This is a genomic window from Streptomyces sp. Rer75 (assembly GCF_013414305.1).
Taxonomy (GTDB): domain Bacteria; phylum Actinomycetota; class Actinomycetes; order Streptomycetales; family Streptomycetaceae; genus Streptomyces; species Streptomyces himastatinicus.
In genome coordinates this window covers 275,774-299,210 of sequence record NZ_CP058693.1, presented here as the reverse complement: position 1 = coordinate 299,210, position 23,437 = coordinate 275,774, and the positions used below count along the sequence as shown (strand labels likewise).

Here is a 23,437-nt window from a genome sequence, read left to right as displayed (position 1 = left end):
TCCGCCACGTCGGCGCACTCAGGCATCAGTCCATTGGCTTCAGTCCCAGGCTTCAGTTCGCCGTGACCGTGGAGAGCGAAATGACAACATCCTCCGAAGAACTCGTCCAAGCCCTGCGGGAGTCCCTCAAGGAGAACGACCGGCTCTGGCAGCGCTACCAGGACCTGGTCACCGCGTCACGCGAGCCGATCGCGATCGTGGGCATGGGCTGCCGCTTTCCCGGCGGCGTATCGTCACCGGAGGCGCTGTGGGAGCTGGTGGCCTCGGCCGGGGACGGCATCTCGCCGTTCCCCGCCGACCGTGGCTGGGACCTCCAGGCGCTCGGCGACATCGCCGAGGTGGGCGGGTTCGTGCACGAGGCTCCGCGGTTCGACGCCGAGCTGTTCGGGATCTCCCCGCGCGAGGCCCTCGCCATGGACCCGCAGCAGCGGCTGCTCCTGGAGACGTCGTGGGAGGCGCTGGAGCGCGCCGGGATCAACCCCTTGTCGCTGCGCGGCTCGCGGACCGGCGTGTTCTCCGGCGTGTCCGGCAACGGCTACGGCGGGCAGCTGCACGAGGCCGCCACCGAGACCGAGGGCTATCTGCTGACCGGCAGCATCCCGAGCGTCGCCTCGGGCCGGGTCGCCTACTCGCTCGGCTTCGAGGGGCCCGCCGTCACAGTCGACACCGCCTGCTCGTCGGCGCTGGTGGCGCTGCACCTGGCGTGCCAGGCGCTACGGGCCGGGGAATGCACGATGGCGCTCGCGGGCGGCGCCACGGTCATGTCCAACCCTGGCATGTTCCTGGAGTTCGCCCGTCAGGGCGGGCTGGCCGGGGACGGCCGGTGCAAGTCCTTCGCCGAGGCGGCGGACGGCACGGGATGGTCCGAGGGCGCCGGCGTGCTGGTGCTGGAACGGCTGACCGACGCGCGGCGCCTCGGGCACGACGTGCTCGCGGTCGTACGCGGCAGCGCGGTCAACCAGGACGGCGCGTCGAACGGACTGAGCGCGCCGAACGGCCCGTCCCAGCAGCGCGTGATCCGGCAGGCCCTGGAGGCCGCGAACATCTCGGCGGCCGAGGTGGACGCCGTCGAGGCGCACGGCACCGGAACCCGGCTCGGTGACCCCATCGAGGCACAGGCCCTCATGGCCACCTACGGCCAGCAGCGTGACGGCGATCCGCTGTGGCTCGGCTCGGTGAAGTCCAACATCGGCCACACGCAGTGCGCGGCGGGTGTGGCCAGCGTGATCAAGATGGTTCTGGCGCTGCGTGAACAGCGGCTGCCGCAGACGCTGCACGCCGACGAGCCGTCGTCCCATGTGGACTGGACCGCCGGTGCGGTCCGGCTGTTGGCCGAGTCCCGCACCTGGCCGCGGGCCGACCGTACGCGCCGTGCGGGTGTTTCGGCGTTCGGTATCAGCGGGACGAACGCGCACGTCATCGTCGAAGAAGCCCCGGCCGCCGAACCGGCCGTGGCGAAGGAGCGGCCGTCGGCCGACCTGCCGGTCGTGCCGTGGGTGCTGTCCGGGCGCGGCGAGCGGGCGGTGCGCGCGCAGGCCGAGCGCCTGGCCGACTTCCTCAACACGGCGGAACCCTCGGCTGACTGCTCGGCGGCCGACCTCGGCTACTCGCTGGCGACCACGCGCGCGGTGCTCGATCACCGTGCCGTGGTGCTCGGTGCCGACCGGGAGGCACTACGGCACGGCGTGACCTCACTGGCTGACGGCGGCACTGCCGTGGTGTCCGGCGTGGTGTCGGAGGGGCGTACGGGCTGGATGTTCACGGGGCAGGGTAGCCAGCGGCTTGGTATGGGCCGTGAGCTGTATGGCGTGTTCCCGGTGTTCGCGAAGACCCTGGATGAGGTGTGCGGTTCTCTGGACGCCGAGTTGTCGGGCAGGCCGGGGTTTGAGGTTTCGGTGCGGGAGGTGTTGTTCGCGGCGGAGGGTTCTGCGGAGGCGGCTCTGCTGGATCGGACCGGGTATGCGCAGACGTTGCTGTTCGCGGTGCAGACCGCGCTGGTGGAGTTGCTGCGATCGTGGGGCATGGGTCCGGATGTGGTGTTGGGCCATTCGGTGGGTGAGTTTGTCGCGGCGTATGTGGCGGGTGTTTTCGGGCTGGGGGATGCGGCGCGGTTGGTGGCGGGTCGTGCGCGGTTGATGCAGGCGCTGCCTGCGGGTGGTGCGATGGCGGCGGTTGAGGGTGAGGAGTCCGAGGTCTCCGAGATTCTGCGAGGACTGCCGGACTCGCAGCGGGTGGCGGTTGCGGCGGTGAACGGGCCGACGTCGGTGGTGGTTTCCGGTGACGAGGATGCGGTCGAGCGGGTGATGGAGGTTGCGCGGGAGCGGGGCCGTCGGGTGTCCCGGCTGCGGGTGAGTCATGCGTTCCACTCGCCGTTGATGGAGCCGATGCTCGCGGAGTTCGCCGACATCGCCGCGAGCGTCACCTACCGGCAGCCGACGCTCGCCGCCGTCAGTACGGTCACCGGTGAGCCGGTCGGTGAAGAGGACTGGGCCACCCCCGCCTACTGGGTGGATCAGGTGCGTCGGCCGGTCCGCTTCCACGACGCGCTGCGCACCACGACCGGGCAGCGGGCCGTGAGCCGACTGCTGGAGATCGGGCCCGACCCGGTGCTGACCAGCCTGGCGCAGGCCGCGACGGAGGCCACCGCCGCGTCGGTGCTGCGGAAGGGCCGCGCGGAGGCCGAGTCCGTACTGTCCGCGGCGGCGGAGATGTTCGTACGCGGCGCGAAGCTGGACTGGGCCGCGGTGTTCGCCGGGACCGGCGCCCAGCGGGTGGAGCTGCCGACGTACGCGTTCCAGCACCAGCGGTTCTGGCTGCGGCCCTCCCGCTCCGTGACCGATGCGAGCGGGCTCGGCCTGGGGACGGTCGGGCACCCGCTGCTGGGGGCCGCGCTGCGGCTGGCCGGATCGGACACGGTGCTGCTGACGTCGCGGCTGTCCGCGCAGTCGCATCCGTGGCTGTCCGATCACGTGGTGGCCGGATCCGTCGTGGTGCCCGGCACGGTGTTCGTGGAACTCGCCGTGCAGGCGGGGGACCAGGTCGGCTGCGACCAGGTGGAGGACCTGACCCTGCGGGCCCCGCTGATCCTGCCGCACGACGGCACGGTCCAGCTCCAGATCTGCATCGAACCGGCCGAAGGCGACCGGCGGCGCACGGTCCGGGTCTACTCACGCCCGCAGGACGCCGCCGCCGACCAGCCGTGGACCCTGCACGCCACCGGGGCCCTCACCACCGCGCGGCCCGCCGCCGACTGGGACCTGCGCGCCTGGCCCCCCGAGGGTGCGGAGCCGGTACCGGCCGATGGACTCGACGGCCTCGAGGGTCTCTACAGCCAACTGTCCGACGCGGGACTCGCCTACGGACCTGGGTTCCGCGGCCTGAAGGAGGTATGGCGGCGGGGCGAGGACCTGTTCGTGGAGGCGGTCCTGCCCGAACAGATCGCCGGGGACGTCACCGGGTTCGGTCTGCACCCGGCCCTGCTGGACACCGTCCTGCACGCCCTCGGGCTACGTGAGCCGTCGGCCGAGGGCGCCGCGTCCCTGCCGTTCCTGTGGTCCGGCGTCTCGTTGTTCGCCGTGGGCGCTACTGCCGTCCGGGCGCGCCTCTCGCCGCGCGGCGGGCCCGGCTCGAGCGAGATCGCCCTGCGGGTGGCGGACGCGGCGGGCGAGCCGCTCGCCGAGGTGGACTCCCTGGTGCTGCGGCCCGTATCGGCCGCCGACCTCGTCGCGGGCGGCGATGGGGGCTCGCCGATCTCGGACAGCCTGTTCCGGCTGGACTGGACCGCCGCCCCCGCCCCCACCGAGCGTCGTGACGTCGGCGAACTCGGGGACTGGGTCGTGCTCGGCGATCCGCACGCGTGGCAGGACGCCGGAGTGCCGGTGACCGGCTACGCCGACCTCACCGCGCTGACCGCCGCCCTCGACGAGGGCGGCAGCGCCCCGGACACCGTGCTGCTGCCGCTCCCGCACGACCCGCGCGGCACCGACACCGGGATCGCCGCAGCGGTCTCCGGTGTGCTGGGGCTCGTTCGTGAGTGGCTGGCCGAGCGGCGGCTGACGGAAACCCGGCTGGTGGTGGTGACCTCCGGCGCGGTAGGGACGGAGGCGGACGACCTGGCCGGCGCGGGCGTCTGGGGCCTGCTGCGCTCGGCGATGAGCGAACACCCGGGCCGGTTCGTACTGGCCGACGTCGACGGTGAACCAACCTCGTACGCGACCCTGGCGACGGCCCTGGCCGACGGCGGGGAAAGCCAGTTCGCCGTGCGGCGGGGCGAGGTGTGGCTGCCCCGGATGGCGCGAATGACCGGCGCCTCCGATGACGGCGCTCCAGGTGTGTGGCAGAGCCAGGGAACGGTGCTGGTCACCGGCGGAACCGGTAGCCTGGGCGCGGTCGTGGCCCGGCACCTGGTGAGCACGCATGGCGTACGGAACCTGCTGCTGCTCTCCCGCCGCGGCCCGGACGCCCCCGGTGCTCACGAACTCCAACGGGAGCTGACCGGCCTGGGTGCCGAAGTCACCATCACCGCCTGCGACGTGGCCGACCGCCGGGCACTGGCCGAGGCGATGGGCGGCATACCCGACGACGCGCCCCTGACCGGAGTCGTGCACACCGCCGGTGTCCTCGACGACGGCATGATCACCGACCTGACCCCGGAGCGGGTCGCCCGGGTGCTTGCGGCGAAGGCCGAATCGGCTCTCAACCTGCACGAGTTGACCGCGGGCAACCGCGACCTGACCTCCTTCGTCCTGTTCTCCTCCATCGCGGGAGTGTTCGGGAACGCGGGCCAGGCCGCATACGCCGCCGCCAACACCGTGCTGGACACCCTCGCCCTGTCCCGGCGATCGCAGGGGCTGCCCGGCGTGTCGCTGGCGTGGGGCATGTGGGAACACGCCGACGGCATGGGCGGCCGCCTCGGCGAGGCGAATATCGCCCGCCTGCGAGGCCAGGGCTTCCCACCACTGTCCACCCAGGGCGCGCTGGCACTGTTCGACCTGGCGCTGCGGACCGACGAACCCCTGGCACTGCCGGTCGCGCTGCGGACCACGGCGCTCGCCGCGCGGCGCGACAGCCTGCCCACCCCGTTGCACGGTCTCCTTCCCGTGTCCCGCCGGCGCCGGACCGCGGGCCAGGGCACCGACGTGAGTGGGCTGACCCGCCGCCTGTCGGGTCTGTCCGGGGCGGAGCGGGACCGGGTGCTGCTCCAAGTGGTGCAATCCGAGGTGGCGGCGGTACTGGGGCACGCGTCGGCGGGTGCGGTCGATCCGGGGCGGGCGTTCAAGGATCTCGGGTTCGATTCGCTGACCGCGGTGGACCTGCGTAACCGGCTCAACAGTGCGACCGCGCTCACCCTGCCCGCCACCCTGGTCTTCGACCACCCCAGCCCCACCGCGCTCGCCGCGTACCTGCGCGAACAACTGCTGGGGGAGACGGCGGCCGGCCAGGACATCGAGCCGAGGCCGTCCGGGGTGATGGCCGACGACGAGCCGATCGCGATTGTGGGGATGGGCTGCCGCTACCCGGGCGGGGTGACCTCTCCCGAGGCGCTGTGGGAGCTGGTCGACTCCGCCGGGGACGGGATCACGGGCTTCCCGACCGACCGCGGCTGGGATGTCGACTCGCTCTTCGACCCCGATGCCGACCGCGCTGGCACGTCGTATGTACGCGAGGGCGGCTTCCTGCACGACGCGGCGGAGTTTGACGCGGAGCTGTTCGGGATCAGCCCGCGTGAGGCGCTGGCCATGGATCCGCAGCAGCGGTTGCTTCTGGAGACGTCGTGGGAGGCGCTGGAGCGGGCCGGCATCAACCCCCTGTCGTTGCGGGGGTCGTCCACAGGTGTGTTCGCGGGGCTGATGTACCACGATTACGCCTCGCGCCTCCAGACCGTGCCCGAGGACGTGGAAGGCTTCGTCGCCAACGGGAACGCGGGCAGCGTCTTCTCCGGACGTGTCGCGTACGTCTTCGGGTTCGAGGGGCCCGCGGTGACGGTGGACACCGCCTGTTCCTCGTCGCTCGTGTCCCTGCACTGGGCCTGCCAGGCCCTGCGGGCGGGGGAGTGCGACACGGCCCTGGCCGGTGGCGTCACCGTCATGGCGACGCCCTCGACGTTCGTCGAGTTCTCACGCCAGCGGGGTCTGGCCTCGGACGGCCGGTGCAAGTCCTTCGCGGACGGCGCGGACGGCACGGGCTGGGCCGAGGGCGCCGGGGTGCTGGTGCTGGAGCGTCTCTCGGACGCGCGGCGCCGTGGTCACAACGTGCTCGCGGTGGTGCGCGGCAGCGCAGTCAACCAAGACGGTGCGTCAAATGGTCTGACGGCGCCGAACGGCCCGTCGCAACAGCGGGTGATCCGCCAGGCGCTGTCGTCGGGGCGGCTTTCCGCCGCCGAGGTCGATGTGGTCGAAGCACATGGCACGGGGACCCGGCTGGGCGACCCGATCGAGGCGCAGGCGCTGCTGGCGACGTACGGTCAGGCGCGCACCGAGGATGAGCCTTTGTGGCTGGGCTCGGTGAAGTCGAACATCGGGCACACTCAGGCCGCCGCCGGTGCAGCGGGAATCATCAAGATGGTGATGGCGCTGCGTGCCGAGCGGCTGCCGCGGACGCTGCACGTGAACGAGCCCTCGAGCCAGGTGGACTGGGCCGCCGGTGCGGTCCGGCTGCTGAGGGAGGCCCGTACGTGGCCGATGGGGGAGCGTCCGCGGCGCGCGGGCATCTCCTCCTTCGGGATCAGCGGCACCAACGCTCACGTCATCATCGAGGAAGCGCCGGAGGCTGAACCGGCCACGGCCGAGGAGCGGTCCCCGGCCGAGCTGCCCGTGGTCCCGTGGGTGCTCTCGGCGCGCAGCGCTCAGGCGCTCCGGGCGCAGGCCGGACGCCTGGCCGAACTCGCCGACGAACGCGACCACTCCAGTGCGGATCTGGGGCTGTCGCTTGTGACGACGCGTGCGCTGCTGGACCACCGCGCGGTGGTGTTGGGTGGTGATCCGGGTGCGTTGCGTGCGGGCGTGGCCGCGCTGGCCGAGGGTGACGCCTCGGTGGTGTCCGGTGTGGTGCGTGAGGGCCGTACGGGCTGGATGTTCACCGGGCAGGGCAGCCAGCGGCCCGGCATGGGCCGCGAGTTGTATGAGCAATTCCCGCAATTCAGCAGGGCGTTCGACGAGGTCTGCGGACACCTGGAGGCCGCACTGGCGGGCCGGCCCGGCTTCGATATCCCCGTGAGGGACGTGCTGTTCGCCGCCGAGGGCTCGGACGAGGCAGATCTCCTCGACCGGACCGGGTATGCGCAGACGGCGCTGTTCGCGGTCCAGGCCGCGCTGGTGGAGCTGCTGAGTTCGTGGGGCATGGGCCCGGACGTGGTACTGGGCCACTCGGTGGGGGAGTTCGCCGCCGCGTACGCCGCCGGTGTCTTCGATCTGGCCGACGCCGCCAGGCTGGTGGCGGGCCGGGCCCGGTTGATGCAGCGGCTGCCGGCAGGTGGCGCGATGGCTGCCATCGAGGGCGGCGAGGAGGAGGTTCTTGGCATCCTGCGGGGGCTCTCCGGGGACGGGCGGATCGCGATCGCGGCGGTCAACGGGCCGACGTCGGTGGTGGTTTCCGGCGACGAGGAGGCCGTCGAGCGGGCGATGACCGTAGCCCGTGAACAGCACCGCCGGGTATCCCGGCTGAGGGTGAGCCACGCGTTCCACTCGCCGCTGATGGAACCGGCCTTGGCGGAGTTCGCCGATATCGCGGCCGACGTGGCCTACCGGCAGCCGAATCTACCGGCCCTCAGCACCGTCACCGGCGAGTCGGCGGCCGCGGAGGACTGGGCGACCCCGGAGTACTGGGTGCGTCAGCTCCGCGAACCGGTGCGTTTTCACGACACTCTCGTGGCCGCGACGGGTGTGCAGGGCGTGTCCCGGCTGCTGGAGATCGGTCCCGACCCGGTGCTGACCGCGCTCGCGCAGTCCGCGGCGGAGGACGTCACCGCGACGTCGGTGCTGCGTAAGGGACGGTCCGAGGCCGAGTCCGTACTGGGCGCCGTGGCCGAGGTGTTCGTACGCGGCACGAAAGTCGACTGGACCGCCATGTTCGCCGGGACCGGCGCTCGGCCGGCCGCGCTGCCGACCTACGCGTTCCAGCGGCAGCGGTACTGGCTCGGGGCTTCCCGGCCGGTGGCCGACGCCCGTGGCCTGGGCCTGGGCGCGGCCGAGCACCCCCTGCTGGGCGCGGCGGTGACGCTGGCCGGTTCGGACGCCGTGCTGCTGACCTCACGGCTTTCCGTCCCGTCGCACCCGTGGCTGGCGGATCACACCGTGGCGGGCTCGGTGCTCGTGCCGGGCACGGTGTTCGTGGAGCTGGCCGTACAGGCGGGCGACCGGGTCAACTGCGACCGCGTGGAGGAGCTGACCCTGCAAGCGCCACTGGTGCTGCCGGAACAGCACGCCGTACACCTACAGCTCAGCGTCGAAACGGCGGACGGCGCGGTGGACGAGCGGCGCGCTCTCAAGATGTACTCCCGCCCGGAGGGCGCCGCGGCCGAGGAGCCGTGGACTCTGCACGCCACCGGGACCCTGACGTCAGGAACGGGCGTGCCCGCCGACTGGGACCTGGCCGCGTGGCCGCCCGCCGCTGCGGAGCATGTCCCGACGGACGGCCTGTACGAGCGGCTGGCCGACGAGGGTCTCGTCTACGGCCCGGCCTTCCGTGGCTTGCGAGAGGTCTGGCGGCAGGGCGACGACTTCTACGTGGAGGCGGCGTTGCCCGAGCCGCTGTCCGGTGAGGCGGCCGGGTTCGGTCTGCACCCGGCACTGCTGGACTCGGTGCTGCACGCGCTGGGACTTCGGGAGTCGGCTGACGAGGGTGCGTCCCTGCCCTTCATGTGGTCGGGGGTGTCGCTGTCGGCGGTCGGGGCCGCCGCGGTGCGGGTACGGGTCTCGGTACGGGGCTCCGGTGAGATCGCCTTGCGGGTCGCCGATGGTGAGGGTGCGCCGGTGGCCGAGGTGAAGTCGCTGGTGCTGCGGCCGGTGTCGGTGGCGGAGCTGGCAGCGGCGAACTCCCCTGTCAGGGACAGCCTCTTCTGCCTCGACTGGATCCAGGCCCCCACCACTACCACCACCGGACTCGAGCAGCCGGGCGCCTGGGCGGTGCTCGGTGACACTCGGCTGGGCGCCGGTGTCCCGAGGGCCACCGGACACGCCGACCTGGGAGCACTGGCCGCCGCGCTCGATGCCGGCGCGCCCGTCCCGGAAACCGTCGTGCTCCCCTTCGACGCCACGGGCGCCGCGGTCGGCGACGCGGTGGCCGGTGTGCTGGCAGTGATCCGCGCGTGGCTGGCTCAGGAGCGCTTCGCCGGATCGCGGTTGGTGGTGCTGACCTCCGGCGCCGTGGACGTGAGGCCCGAGGACAGCACCCCTGAGGACAGCACTCCCGCGACACTGGATCTCGCCGGTGCCGGGGTGTGGGGACTGGTGCGGTCGGCGATGAGCGAGCACCCGGGCCGGTTCGCGCTCGCCGACGTCGATGGCACGCAGGAGTCGTACGAGGTCCTCGCCGCCGCTCTCCTGGGGCCGGACTCCGGCCAGGTCGCCGTACGGGAAGGCCGCGCCTGGCTGCCGCGTATGGTGCGGATGAACGCGGGCGGGGTGCTGGTGCCTCCGGCGGGTGCGGGTTCGGCCTGGCGGATGGACATCGTGGCCAAGGGCCGGTTGGACGGCGTCGCCCTGGTGCCCGAAAGCCCGGCTCCGCTGGGCCCGGGGCAGGTCCGGGTAGCTGTCCGGGCGTCGGGCGTCAATTTCCGTGATGTGCTCCATGTGCTTGATATGTATCCGGGCGACGCCGGGCGGCTGGGCCACGAGGGTGCGGGTGTGGTCCTGGAGGTCGGCCCGGGGGTGTCGGACTGGGCTGTCGGCGACCGGGTGATGGGTCTGCTGAACGGTGGGTTCGGTCCCGCGGCCGTGGCCGATGGGCGGATGCTGGCGCGAATCCCGGCCGGTTGGTCGTACGCGCAGGCGGCATCCGTGCCGATCGTCTATCTCACCGCGTATTACGCGCTGGTCGATCTGGCAGGGCTGGAAGCGGGCGAGTCGGTATTGATCCATGCCGCGGCTGGTGGTGTGGGCATGGCCGCGGTGCAACTCGCCCAGCACCTGCGGGCGGAGGTGTTCGCGACCGCGAGTCAGGCCAAGTGGCAGACCGTTCGTGATCTGGGTGTGTCCGCCGAGCGCATCGCCTCCTCCCGTACGACGGAGTTCGAGGAGGTCTTCTCCCGGGGCACGGACGGGGCCGGGCTGGACGTGGTGCTGGACTGCCTGGCCGGGGAGTTCGTGGACGCGTCGCTGCGGTTGACACGGCCTGGTGGCCGGTTCGTTGAGATGGGCAAGACCGATATCCGGGACGCGGACGAGGTGGCCGAGGCTCATCCGGGCGTGTCGTACACGTCGTTCGACGTGATGGACGCGGGCCCGGAGCGGATCGGCGAGATGCTGACGGCGCTGCTGGCACTGTTCGAGAGCGGCGCGCTGCGGCCGATCCCGGTCACGACGTGGGACATCGCCCGGGCCCCGGAGGCGCTGCGATTCCTGGGCCAGGCGAAGCACGTCGGCAAGGTCGTGCTGACCGTGCCCGCGCCCTGGCGCGAGGACGGCACAGTGCTGATCACCGGCGGCACCGGCGGCCTGGGCGCGCTGGTGGCCCGCCATCTGGTCACCCGTCACGGCGTACGGAACCTGGCGCTGCTCTCCCGGCGCGGCCTCGAGGCCCCGGGCGCGCGCGAACTCGAACGAGAGCTGGTCGACCTCGGCGCGCGAGTCACGATCAGCGCGTGCGATGTCAGCGACCGTACGGCCCTGGCAGGCGTCATCGACGCGATTCCCGACGAGGCCCCCCTGACCGGCGTGGTGCACACCGCCGGTGTGCTCGACGACGGGATCATCGCCGATCTCACCCCTGAGCGATTGGCCCGGGTCCTGGCCGCGAAGGCCGATTCCGCCGTGCATCTCCACGAACTCACCGCGGACCGCGACCTGGACTCGTTCGTACTGTTCTCCTCGATCGCTGGTGTGGTGGGCAACGCGGGCCAGGCGCCCTACGCGGCGGCCAACTCCGTGCTCGACGCGCTCGCGGTGTCCCGGCGCGCCCAGGGCCTGCCCGCCGTGTCACTGGCCTGGGGCATGTGGGCCCACACCGAGGGCATGGGCGGCACGCTCAGCGAGTCCGACCTGCTCCGGATGGCGCGCCAGGGCTTCCCCGCCCTGGAGACTGACCACGGACTCTCCCTGCTGGACATCGCCCTTCAGATCAACGAGCCGCTGGCGCTGCCGATCGCCCTGCGCACCTCCGCGCTGACCTCGGACCGCACGACCCTGCCCGACGTTCTGCACAGGCTCGCCCCGCCGGCGCGGCAGCGCCGGGACGCCGGGCAGGCCACCATCACGAGCCGGGGCGAACTCGGCGGTCGGCTGGTGGGGTTGCCCGTCGCCGAGCAGAACCGGCTGCTGCTGGAGCTGGTACAGACCGAGGTCGCAGGTGTGTTGGGCCATACGTCGGGGGCGGCCATCGACCCGGCCCGGGCATTCAAGGATCTCGGCTTCGACTCGCTGACCGCGGTGGACCTGCGCAACCGGATGAATGCCGCCACTGGCCTTCGCCTGCCCGCGACGCTCATCTTCGACCACCCGACTCCGTCTGCCCTCGCCGGAAATCTGCGCGAGGAGATGCTCGGCGCGGCCATCGAGCCGACCGGAACACCGACCGTCCCCGCCCCGGTGGGTGCGGCGGACGAGCAGATCGTGATCGTAGGCATGGGCTGCCGCTTCCCGGGCGGCGTCACCTCGCCGGAATCCCTGTGGGACCTGGTGGCTTCCGCCGGAGACGGCATCACCCCGTTTCCCGCGGACCGCGGCTGGGACGCGGGAGCGCTGCATGACATCGCGGCCGTTGGCGGGTTCGTACAGGACGCTGGGGATTTCGACGCCGAACTGTTCGGGATCTCGCCGCGTGAGGCCCTGGCGATGGATCCGCAGCAGCGGCTGCTGCTGGAGACCTCCTGGGAGGCGCTGGAGCGTGCCGGAATCGACCCGCAATCGCTGCGTGGCTCGGCCACCGGGGTGTTTGCGGGCGTGTCCGCCAACGGGTACGGCGGCCACCTGCACGAGACAGGCGTGGAAACCGAGGGCTACCTGCTGACCGGGAGCACGCCGAGCGTGGCGTCGGGCCGGCTGTCCTATGCCCTCGGCCTGGAAGGCCCCGCGGTGTCGGTGGACACCGCCTGCTCGTCCGCGCTGGTGGCGCTGCACCTGGCGGGCCAGGCGCTGCGCGCGGGGGAGTGCACGATGGCGCTCGCCGGTGGTGCGACGATCATGGCGAACCCCGGCATGTTCCTGGAGTTCTCGCGGCAGGGCGGGCTGGCCGGGGACGGTCGGTGCAAGTCCTTCGCGGAGGCCGCGGACGGTACGGGGTGGGCCGAGGGTGCTGGCGTACTGGTGCTGGAGCGGCTGTCCGACGCGCGGCGCCTCGGGCATCCGGTGCTCGCGGTCGTACGCGGCAGTGCGGTCAATCAGGACGGCGCATCGAATGGTCTGACGGCGCCGAACGGTCCGTCGCAGCAGCGGGTGATCCGGCAGGCGCTCGCCGCCGCGCGGATATCACCGTCCGAAGTGGACGCGGTCGAGGCACACGGTACGGGCACCCGGCTGGGCGACCCGATCGAGGCGCAGGCCCTGATGGCCACGTACGGCCAGGACCGTGACGGTGCCGAGCCGCTGTGGCTGGGCTCGGTAAAGTCGAACATCGGCCACCCACAGGCCGCGGCGGGTGTCGCCGGTCTGATCAAGATGGTGATGGCGCTCCGGGAGCGGCGGCTGCCGCAGACGCTCCACGCCGACGCGCCCTCGTCGCACGTGGACTGGACGGCCGGTGCGGTCGAGCTACTGTCCGAGGCCCGGGAATGGCCCCGGACCGAACACCCGCGCCGGGCGGGTGTCTCATCGTTCGGCATCAGCGGGACGAACGCACACGTCATCATCGAAGAAGCCCCGGCCGCCGAACCCGCCATGGCCGAGGAGCGGCCGACGACCGAGCTGCCGGTGGTGCCGTGGGTGCTGTCCGGCCGTAACCCGCAAGCGACGCGGGCACAGGCCGGACGCCTGACGGCCTTCCTCGACGGGCGGGACGTCGCCCCGGTCGACGTCGGGCTGTCCCTGGCCACCACGCGCGCCGCGCTCGAGCACCGTGCGGTGGTGCTGGGCGCCGAGGGCGCCACACTGCGCGGAAGCCTCATCGACCTGGATGGCGATTCGGTGGTGTCGGGTTCCGTGGGCGAGGGGCGTACGGCGTGGATGTTTACCGGGCAGGGGAGCCAGCGGATCGGCATGGGCCGTGAGCTGTACGACCAGTTCCCGGTGTTCGCGCGGGTCCTGGACGAGGCGTGTGGACATCTGGACGCCGAGTTGTCGGGCAGGCCGGGGTTCGAGGTCCCGGTACGCGAGGTCCTCTTCGCGGCGGAGGGTTCGGCGGGGGCGGCTCTGCTGGACCGTACCGGCTACGCCCAGAGCGGGCTGTTCGCGGTGCAGGCCGCACTGGTCGAGCTGTTGCGTTCCTGGGGCGTGCGTCCGGATGCGGTGCTCGGCCATTCCATCGGTGAGCTGGCCGCCGCGTATGCGGCGGGTGTGTTCGAGCTGGCCGACGCTGCCCGGTTGGTGGCGGGCCGTGCCCGGTTGATGCAGGGGCTGCCCACAGGGGGTGCGATGGCGGCGATTGAGGGCACCGAGTCCGAGGTCGCCGAAATCCTCGGCGGGTTTGCCGAGGGCGAGCGGGTGGCGGTTGCGGCGGTCAACGGGCCGATGTCGGTGGTGGTTTCCGGTGACGAGGAGGTGATCGAGCGGGTGATGGCGGTCGCGCGGGAGCGGGGCTGCCGGGTGTCCAGGCTGCGGGTGAGTCATGCGTTCCACTCGCCGTTGATGGAGCCGATGCTGGCGGAGTTCGCGGAGGTCGCGGCGAGTATCACTTACCGGCAGCCGGTGCTCACGGCGGTCAGCACCGTCACGGGTAAGCCGCTCGCCGATGGCGACTGGACGACCCCCGCCTACTGGGTGGACCAGGTGCGCGAGCCGGTCCGCTTCCATGACGCCCTCCGGACCGCCACCGGCGAACAGGGCGCAACCCGGCTGCTGGAGGTCGGTCCGGACCCGGTGCTGACCAGCCTCGCACCGGCGGCCACCGACGCTGCCGCCGCGGCCGTGCTGCGAAAGGGACGGGCCGAGGCCGAGACCCTGCTGACCGCTGTGGCGGAAGTGTTCGTGCGTGGGGCGGACGTGGACTGGCCCGCTGTCTTCGCTGGGACCGGCGCGCGGCGAGTGGATCTGCCGACGTACGCGTTTCAGCGGCAGCGGTATTGGCTGCGGCCCGTCCGGTCGGCGACCGACCTCGGCGGCCTGGGTCTGGGTGCGGCGGGGCATCCGTTGTTGGGTGCTTCGGTGGCGGTGGCGGGTTCGGATGCGGTGTTGCTGACGTCGCGGTTGTCGGTGCGGTCGCATCCGTGGCTGGCTGATCACGTAGTGGCCGGTTCGGTCCTGGTGCCGGGCACGGTCTTCGTTGAGCTTGCGGTGCAGGCGGGTGACCGGGTCGGGTGTGCCCGGGTCGAGGAGTTGACCTTGCAGGCGCCGCTGGTCCTTCCGGAGGACGGCGCTGTTCAGGTGCAGCTCAGCATCGACGGCGGCGAGGACGGCCGTCGTGCGCTGCGGGTCTACTCGCGCGTGGAGGAGGCCGAGGCCGAGCAGCCGTGGACTTTGCATGCCACGGGTGCTCTCGCTGCTGGGGCTCCTGCTGTTGGGTGGGATTTGCGGGTGTGGCCGCCGGTGGGTGCGGAGGCGGTTGTGGTGGATGGGTTGTATGAGCGGTTGTCGGGTGTGGGGTTGGCGTATGGCCCGGCGTTCCGTGGTCTGCGGGAGGTGTGGAAGCAGGGCGAGGACCTGTTCGTGGAGGCCGCTCTTCCGGAGGGGGTCGCGGAGGACGGGGCTGGGTTCGGTTTGCATCCGGCGCTGCTGGACACGGTGCTGCACGCCCTGGCGCTCCAGGACCCGGCGGCCGAGGGCGCGATGCTGCCGTTCCTCTGGTCGGGGGTGTCGCTGTCCGCGGTAGGCGCTTCCGCCGTGCGGGTCCGGCTCACCCCGCGTGGTAGGGGCGAAATCGGGTTGCGGGTTGCCGACGCCGTGGGCGAACCCGTGGCCGAGATCGAATCCCTGGTGCTACGCCCCGTGTCGACCGCGGACCTTGCGGCGGCCAACTCGCCGACGGCGGAGAGTCTGTTCCGGCTGGAGTGGGTTCCTGCGCCGGTGGCCCGGTCCGAGGGGCCTGTGGGGTCTGCTGGTTGGGCGGTGCTTGGTGATGTCGAGTCGGGTGGGTGGCGGGGTGCCGGTGTTCCGGTGACGTCTTACGACGGTCTTGCGGGTTTGGTCGCCGCTCTTGATGGTGGTGCCACGGTGCCGGAGACGGTCGTGCTTCCGGTGGCGTGTGGTGGTGGTGCCGGTGTCGGTGATGTGGTGGCGGGTGTTCTGGGTGTGGTGCGTGGGTGGTTGGCTGAGGAGCGTTTTGCGGGGTCGCGGTTGGTGGTGTTGACGTCGGGTGCGGTGGAGGTGTCCGGCGGTGAAGGTGTGGATCTTGCTGGTGCGGGTGTGTGGGGTTTGGTGCGGTCGGCGGTGAGTGAGCATCCGGGTCGGTTTGTGCTGGCTGATGTCGATGGTGAGGAGGCTTCTTTCCGGGCGCTTGCCGGGGCTCTGGGTGAGGGTCAGTTTGCGGTGCGTGGGGGTGGGGTGTGGTTGCCGCGGATGGTGCGGATGGGTTCGGGGGGTGTGCTGGTGCCGCCGCCCGGCGCGGATTCGTCGTGGCGGATGGAGGTGGCGGCGCAGGGGCGGCTTGATGGCGTGGCGTTGGTGCCGGAGGAGTTGCGGCCGTTGGAGCGGGGTCAGGTGCGGGTTGGTGTGCGGGCGGCTGGGGTGAACTTCCGAGATGTGCTGAATGTGTTGGGGATGTATCCGGGTGATGCGGGCCGGATGGGTCTGGAGGGCGCCGGAGTGGTCCTGGAGGTCGGTCCGGGTGTGGACGACTTCGCTGTGGGTGACCGGGTGATGGGTCTGCTGGACGGGGCGTTTGGTCCTGCGGCGGTGGCGGATGCGCGGATGTTGGCGCGTATGCCGGGCGGTTGGTCGTACGAGCAGGCGGCGTCGGTGCCGGTGGTGTTCCTGACGGCGTATTACGCGTTGGTGGATCTGGCTGGTCTTCAGGCGGGTGAGTCGGTGTTGATTCATGCCGCTGCTGGTGGTGTGGGTATGGCGGCGGTGCAGTTGGCCCAGCATCTGGGTGCGGAGGTGTTCGCGACGGCGAGTCAGGCCAAGTGGTCCATGGTCCGTGAGTTCGGGGTCGCCGCCGGCCGTCTGGCTTCCTCCCGTACGACGGAGTTCGAGCAGATCTTCTCTCAGGCGACTGATGGCGCTGGGGTGAATGTTGTACTCGACTGTCTGGCCGGTGAATTCGTCGATGCGTCGTTGCGGTTGACGCAGCGGGGTGGCCGGTTTGTGGAGATGGGCAAGACGGATATCCGTGATGCGGATGAGGTCGCCGCCGCGTATCCGGGTGTCTCGTATCAGGCGTTTGATGTGATTGAGGCGGGTCCGGACCGGATCAGGGAGATGCTGGCGGCGCTGCTGGAGTTGTTCGAGAAGGGCGCGTTGCGGCCGATTCCGGTGACGTCGTGGGAGATTGCGCGGGCGCCGGAGGCGTTGCGGTTCCTGGGGCAGGCCAAGCATGTCGGGAAGGTCGTGCTCACCGTTCCCGCTCCGTGGCGTGAGCGTGGCACGGTGCTGGTGACTGGTGGTACGGGTGGTCTGGGTGCGGTGGTGGCCCGGCATCTGGTGACCGCCCATGGTGTTCGTGATCTGTTGTTGCTTTCCCGGCGTGGTGTCGGGGCGCCGGGTGCGGAGGAGTTGCGTGATGAGCTGACCGGGCTGGGTGCGCGGGTGACGATTACTGCCTGTGATGTGAGTGATCGGGCGGCCCTTTCCGACATCCTCGATACGGTCCCGGGTGACGCGCCGTTGACCGGTGTGGTGCACACCGCTGGTGTGCTTGATGACGGGGTGATCGCTGGTCTGACGCCGGAGCGGTTGGCCCGGGTGCTCGCGGCAAAGGCGGAGTCGGCGGTGCATCTGCACGAACTGACGGCGCAGTCCGATCTTGACGCGTTCGTGCTGTTCTCCTCCTTCGCGGGTGTGGTGGGGAATGCGGGTCAGTCGGCGTATGCGGCGGGTAATGCGGTGCTGGACGCGTTGGCGGTGTCCCGGCGGGCGCAGGGGCTGGCTGGTGTGTCGTTGGCGTGGGGTATGTGGGAGCAGGCCGAGGGGATGGGGGGCCGTCTGAGTGGGGCGGACATCGACCGGCTTCGGCGTCAGGGGTTTCCGCCGTTGTCCACGCAGGACGGGCTCGTGCTGCTGGATGCCGCTCTGCAGGTCAACGAGCCGGTCGCGTTGCCGGTCGCGTTGCGGACCGCGTCACTGGCCGGGTTCCGGGACAGTCTGCCGGGTGTGTTGCAGGCGCTGGTCCCGGCCACCCCTCAACAGCGTCGCACCGCAGGCCGGTCCGCCGCAGGTGACGGGGGCGCGCTCGCTGGCAGGCTGCGGGGTCTGCCATCTGTGGAGCAGAATCGGGTGCTGCTGGATCTGGTGCAGACGTCGGTCGCTGCCGTGCTGGGGCATGCCTCGGCCGCCGTGGTCGAGCCGACCAGGGCGTTCAAGGACCTCGGTTTCGATTCTCTGACTGCTGTGGACCTGCGTAACCGGCTCAGTGGCGCGACCGCGCTCCACCTGTCCGCCACGATGGTCTTCGACCACCCCACCCCTGCTTCCCTCGCTGGGTATCTGCGTGAGCAACTGCTCGGCGTGGTTGAGGAACAGGCCGTGGAGGATCGCCCTGTTGAGCGTGCGGGTGCCGCCGATGATCCGATCGCGATCGTTGGCATGGGCTGCCGCTACCCAGGTGGCGTGACCTCGCCCGAGACGCTGTGGGAGTTGGTGGACTCCGGTGGCGACGGGATGTCGCCGCTGCCGGTGGACCGCGGCTGGGACACGCAGGTGCTGGAGGACATCGCGGCTGTCGGAGGGTTCGTCGAGGACGCCACGGAGTTCGACGCGGAGCTGTTCGGGATCTCCCCGCGCGAGGCGCTGGCCATGGATCCGCAGCAGCGGCTGCTGCTGGAGACCTCGTGGGAGGCGCTGGAGCGGGCGGGCATCGACCCGTTGTCCCTGCGCGGCACGGCCACTGGCGTGTTTTCCGGCGTCTCGGGCAGTGGGTACGGCGGGAACATGCACGACCCCGAGGGCGAGACCGGTGGGTACCTGCTCACCGGCAGTACGCCGAGCGTCGCCTCGGGCCGCGTCGCGTACGCGCTCGGGTTCGAAGGCCCGGCGGTGTCGGTGGACACGGCGTGCTCGTCGTCCCTGGTCGCCCTGCACCTGGCGTGCCAGGCGCTGCGCGCGGGCGAATGCGAGATGGCGCTCGCCGGAGGCGCCACGGTGATGGCTACCCCGGGCATCTTCCTGGAGTTCGCCCGTCAGGGCGGGCTGGCCGGGGACGGCCGGTGCAAGTCCTTCGCGGACGCCGCGGACGGCACCGGATGGGCGGAGGGCGCCGGGGTGCTGGTGCTCGAACGCCTCTCCGAGGCCGAGCGGCTGGGACACCCGGTGCTCGCGGTCATACGAGGGAGCGCGGTCAACCAGGACGGGGCCTCCAACGGCCTGACCGCGCCGAACGGCCCCTCCCAGCAGCGCGTCATCCGCCAGGCGCTGGCGAACGCGCGCCTCTCGACATCCGAAGTGGACGCAGTGGAGGCCCACGGCACCGGCACCACGCTCGGCGACCCGATCGAGGCGCAGGCACTGCTGGCGACGTACGGCCAGGCCCGCGACGGTCAGGATCCCCTGCGGCTGGGCTCGATCAAGTCGAACATCGGGCACAGCCAGGCCGCGGCCGGCGCGGCCGGATTGATCAAGATGGTGATGGCGCTGAGGGAACGGCAGCTGCCGAAGACCTTGTACGTCGACCGGCCCTCGTCCCACGTGGACTGGGAGTCCGGCGCGGTCGAGCTGCTGACCGAGGCCCGTGCCTGGCCGCGCGGTGAGCGGCCACGTCGGGCGGGTGTCTCGTCGTTCGGCATCAGCGGGACCAACGCGCACGTCATCATCGAGGAGGCCGAGGAAGCTCTCACGATCGAGCCGCCCGTGGCCGTGGAGCGGCCGTCGGCGGGGCTGCCGGTGGTGCCGTGGGTGCTGTCCGGCCGTAACCCGCAAGCGACGCGGGCCCAGGCGGCACGACTGGCGGCATTCCTCGCTGAGGGCCCCGACCGTTCCCCGGTGGATGTGGGCCTTTCGCTCGCGACGACCCGCGCGGCGCTGGAACACCGAGCAGTGGTGCTCGGCACCGACTTCGCCACCCTGCACTCGGGCGTGGCCGCGCTGGCCGACGGTGACGCCTCCGTGGTGTCCGGTGTGGCGAGCGAAGCGCGGACGGCCTGGATGTTCACCGGCCAGGGCAGCCAGCGGCTCGGCATGGGCCGCGAGCTGTACGAACGGTTCCCGGTGTTCGCCAGGACCCTGGACGAGGTCTGCGGCCATATGGACGCCGATCTCGACGGCGCCGCCGAGTTCCCGGTCCCGGTGCGGCAGGTGCTGTTCGCGGACGACGGGTCCGAAGAAGCGGGGCTGCTTGACCGGACGGGGTATGCCCAGACGGCGCTGTTCGCCGTTCAGGCTTCCGTGGTGGAGCTGCTGCGGTCCTGGGGTGTGCGCCCGGACGTGGTGCTGGGCCACTCGGTCGGCGAGCTGGCCGCCGCCTACGCAGCGGGCGTGTTCGATCTCGCCGACGCCGCTCGGTTGGTGGCGGGGCGTGCCCGGTTGATGCAGGGGCTGCCTGCGGGGGGTGCGATGGCGGCGATCGAGGGCACCGAGTCCGAGGTCGCCGACATCCTCGGCCGGTTCGCCGAGGGCGAGCGGGTGGCGGTTGCGGCGGTCAACGGGCCGACGTCAGTGGTGGTTTCCGGCGGCGAGGACGCGGTCGAGCGGGTGATGGCGGTCGTACGGGAGCAGGGCCGCCGGGTGTCCCGGCTGCGCGTCAGCCATGCGTTCCACTCGCCGTTGATGGAACCGATGCTGGCGGAGTTCGCCGAGATCGCCGCGCGCGTCACGTACCGGCAGCCGATCCTTCCGGCGGCCAGCACCCTCACCGGGCGGCCGGTCGATGAGCAGGACTGGGCCACCCCGGACTACTGGGTGCGCCAGGTCCGCTGCCCGGTGCGCTTCCACGATGCCCTCCGGACCGCCGTCGGCGAGCAGGCGGCGGCCCGGCTGCTCGAAATCGGTCCGGACCCAGTACTGACCGCGCTCGCTCAGTCCGAAGTGGACACGGCGGTGTCGGTGCTGCGTAAGGGACGGGCCGAGGCCGGGACCGTGATGGCAGCGGTGGCGGAACTGTTCGTACGCGGGGACAAGGTCGACTGGTCCGCCGTGTTCGCCGAGAGCGGCGCCGAGCGGATCAGCCTGCCGACGTACGCGTTCCAGCGCGAGCGTTTCTGGATGGGGTCCGTCCGGCCGGGCACCGATGCGAGCGGCTTGGGTCTTGGTGCGGCGGGGCATCCGTTGTTGGGTGCTTCGGTGGCGGTGGCGGGTTCGGATGCGGTGTTGCTGACGTCGCGGTTGGCGGTGCGGTCGCATCCGTGGCTGGCTGATCATGTGGTGGCGGGTTCGGTGTTGGTGCCGGGTACCGCGTTCGTTGAGCTTGCTGTGCAGGCGGGTGACCGGGTCGGCTGCGACCGCGTGGAAGAGCTGACCTTGCAGGCGCCGCTGGTCCTTCCGGAGGACGGCGCGGTTCAGGTGCAGATCGGCATTGACGCGCCGGAGCCCGGCGAGGAGCAGCGCTCGCTGCGCGTGTACTCGCGACCGGACGGCGCCCCAGCCGATCGGCCGTGGACGTTGCACGCCACTGGCATCCTCACGGCCGAGCGTGCCGCCGCTGACTGGGACCTGAGTGTTTGGCCGCCTGCCGGTGCGGAACCGGTCGCGCTGGACGGGCTGTACGAGCGGCTGACCGGCGCCGGGCTGGCCTACGGGCCCGCGTTCCGGGGCTTGCGGGAAGCCTGGGCGAGCGGCGGTGACGTGTTCGTGGAGGCGGCCTTGCCGGAGGAGGTGGCCGGGGAGGCGTCGGCGTACGGTTTGCATCCGGCGCTGCTGGACACGGTGCTGCACGCGCTCGGGCTCCAGAACCCGGACGCCGAGAGCGCGATGCTGCCGTTCCTCTGGTCCGGCGTGTCGCTGTCCGCCGTCGGCGCCCCAGCCGTGCGGGTGCGGCTGTCGAGGCGCGGCTCGGGTGAGTTCCGGCTGCGCGTGGCCGATGCCGCGGGCGACCCGGTGGCCGAGGTGGCGTCGCTGGTACTGCGGCCGGTGTCGGCCGCCGACCTTGCTGCCGCCCGTGCCACGGCCGACAGCCTGTTCCGGCTGGAGTGGACCCCCGCGCCGGCTCCGGCCGAGCCCGGCGAACGTGGCGACTTGGCCGTCCTCGGTACCGATCCGCAGAACGAGGACGGGTGGTCTGCGGCGGGAGTCGCGGTGACCGGTTACGCCGACTTGGACGCGTTGATCGCTGCCCTGGACGACGACGGTGTGGCGGTTCCGCGGACAGTCGTGCTCCCGGTGGCGCCACATTCTGGGGATCTCCTGGGTGTGGTTGCTGGTGTGCTGGGGGCCATGCGGACGTGGCTGGCTGAGGAGCGCTTGGCGGGTTCGCGTCTGATGGTGTCGACCACGGGCGCGGTCGCGGTGAGCCCTGCCTCCGACACGGGCGAGCTCGACCTGGCGGCCGCCGGGTCGTGGGGCTTGGTGCGGTCCGCGATGAACGAGCATCCGGGAAGGTTCGTGCTCGCCGATGTGGATGGCGAGCCGGACTCCTACCGGGCTCTGGCGGCGTACCCGGCCGAATCCGGGGAATCCGGGGAATCCGGGGAGAGTCAATTCGCGGTGCGGCAAGGCCGGACCTGGGTGCCCAGGGTCGCCCGAATGACCCCCGCCACCGGCGAAGACATCCCGGCGACACGCTGGGACAAGGGAACGGTGCTGGTCACCGGTGGGACCGGCGGGCTGGGCGCCGTGATCGCCCGCCACCTCGTCTCCGTGCACGGCGTACGGAATCTGCTGCTGATCTCCCGCCGAGGCCACGAAGCCCCCGGCGCCCAGCAACTGCATCGGGAACTGACCGACTTGGGCGCCCGTGTGACGATCACTGCTTGCGACGTCAGTGACGAGCGGGCACTCGCCGACGTGCTCGACACAGTTCCTGACGATGCGCCGCTGGCCGGGGTGGTGCACGCCGCCGGTGTGCTCGACGACGGCATGATCACCGACCTCACTCCGGAACGCCTGGCCGATGTGCTCTCGGCGAAGGCGGAGTCGGCGCTGCACCTGCACCACCTGACGGCGAAATCCGACCTGCAGGCTTTCGTGCTGTTCTCCTCGATCGCCGGAGTAGTCGGAAACGCCGGGCAGTCGGCCTACGCGGCGAGCAACACGGTGCTCGACGCACTCGCGGTGTCCCGACGCGCCCAGGGGCTGCCCGGCGTATCCCTGGCATGGGGCATGTGGGAGCACCCCGACGGCATGGGCGGCCGCCTCGGTGACGCGAACGTGGCCCGTCTGCGCGGACAGGGCTTCGCGCCGCTGACCACCGAGCACGCTCTCGCGCTGTTCGACATGGCGGTACGGTCCGACGAGCCGATCGCGCTGCCGGTCTCGGTCAACACCACGGCACTGGCCGCACGCCGGGACAGCCTGCCCGGCATGCTGCACGGCCTCGTGCCGACGGCCGCCCGGCAGCGGCGCGCCGGGGACCGGAGCGGGGCGGGCAGTTCCGATGCGCTTGCCCGCCGCCTGCGGGGCCGGTCCGCGGCCGAGCAGGACCGGGTGCTGCTGGACCTTGTGCAGTCCCAGGTCGCGGTGGTGCTGGGACATGGTTCCGCTGGTGTGATCGATCCGGGGCGGGCGTTCAAGGATCTCGGGTTCGATTCGCTGACCGCGGTGGACCTGCGTAACCGGCTGAACAGCGCGACCGCGCTCACCCTGCCCGCCAGCCTTGTCTTCGATCATCCGACGATCGAGGGCCTCGCCGGGTACCTGCGCGACCAGCTCAACCAGGACTCCGGCGAGGGCGAGTTCGGCCTGAGCGACCTGGAGAAGTTCGAAGCCGCAGTGCTCTCGATGGCCCAGGACGGCGCGCTGCGCAAGCAGGTGCGGTCACGAGTCAAGGCGATGGTGGCGCGGCTGGAGGAAGACCTGGGCGGCGACGGTACCGAGAACGAAGATATCGATTCCGCTTCACTCGATTCGATGTTCGAAATCATCGATCGCGAACTCGAAGGATGAGGGCGCTC

Annotated in this window: 1 protein-coding gene; it reads left to right on the top strand. The window is 71.5% G+C overall.

Features of this window, described 5'->3' with window-relative positions; genetic code table 11:
* Positions 1 to 80 precede the first annotated feature (80 nt).
* Positions 81 to 23,429 (top strand): type I polyketide synthase, encoded by a 23,349-nt coding sequence (locus HYQ63_RS44235; protein WP_257231510.1) that lies wholly within the window; start codon positions 81 to 83, stop codon positions 23,427 to 23,429.
* Positions 23,430 to 23,437: the final 8 nt, after the last annotated feature.

Coding starts and splice junctions, on each gene's coding strand:
- HYQ63_RS44235 (WP_257231510.1), top strand. CDS start 81: ATGACAACATCCTCCGAAGAACTCGTCCAAGCCCTGCGGGAGTCCCTC.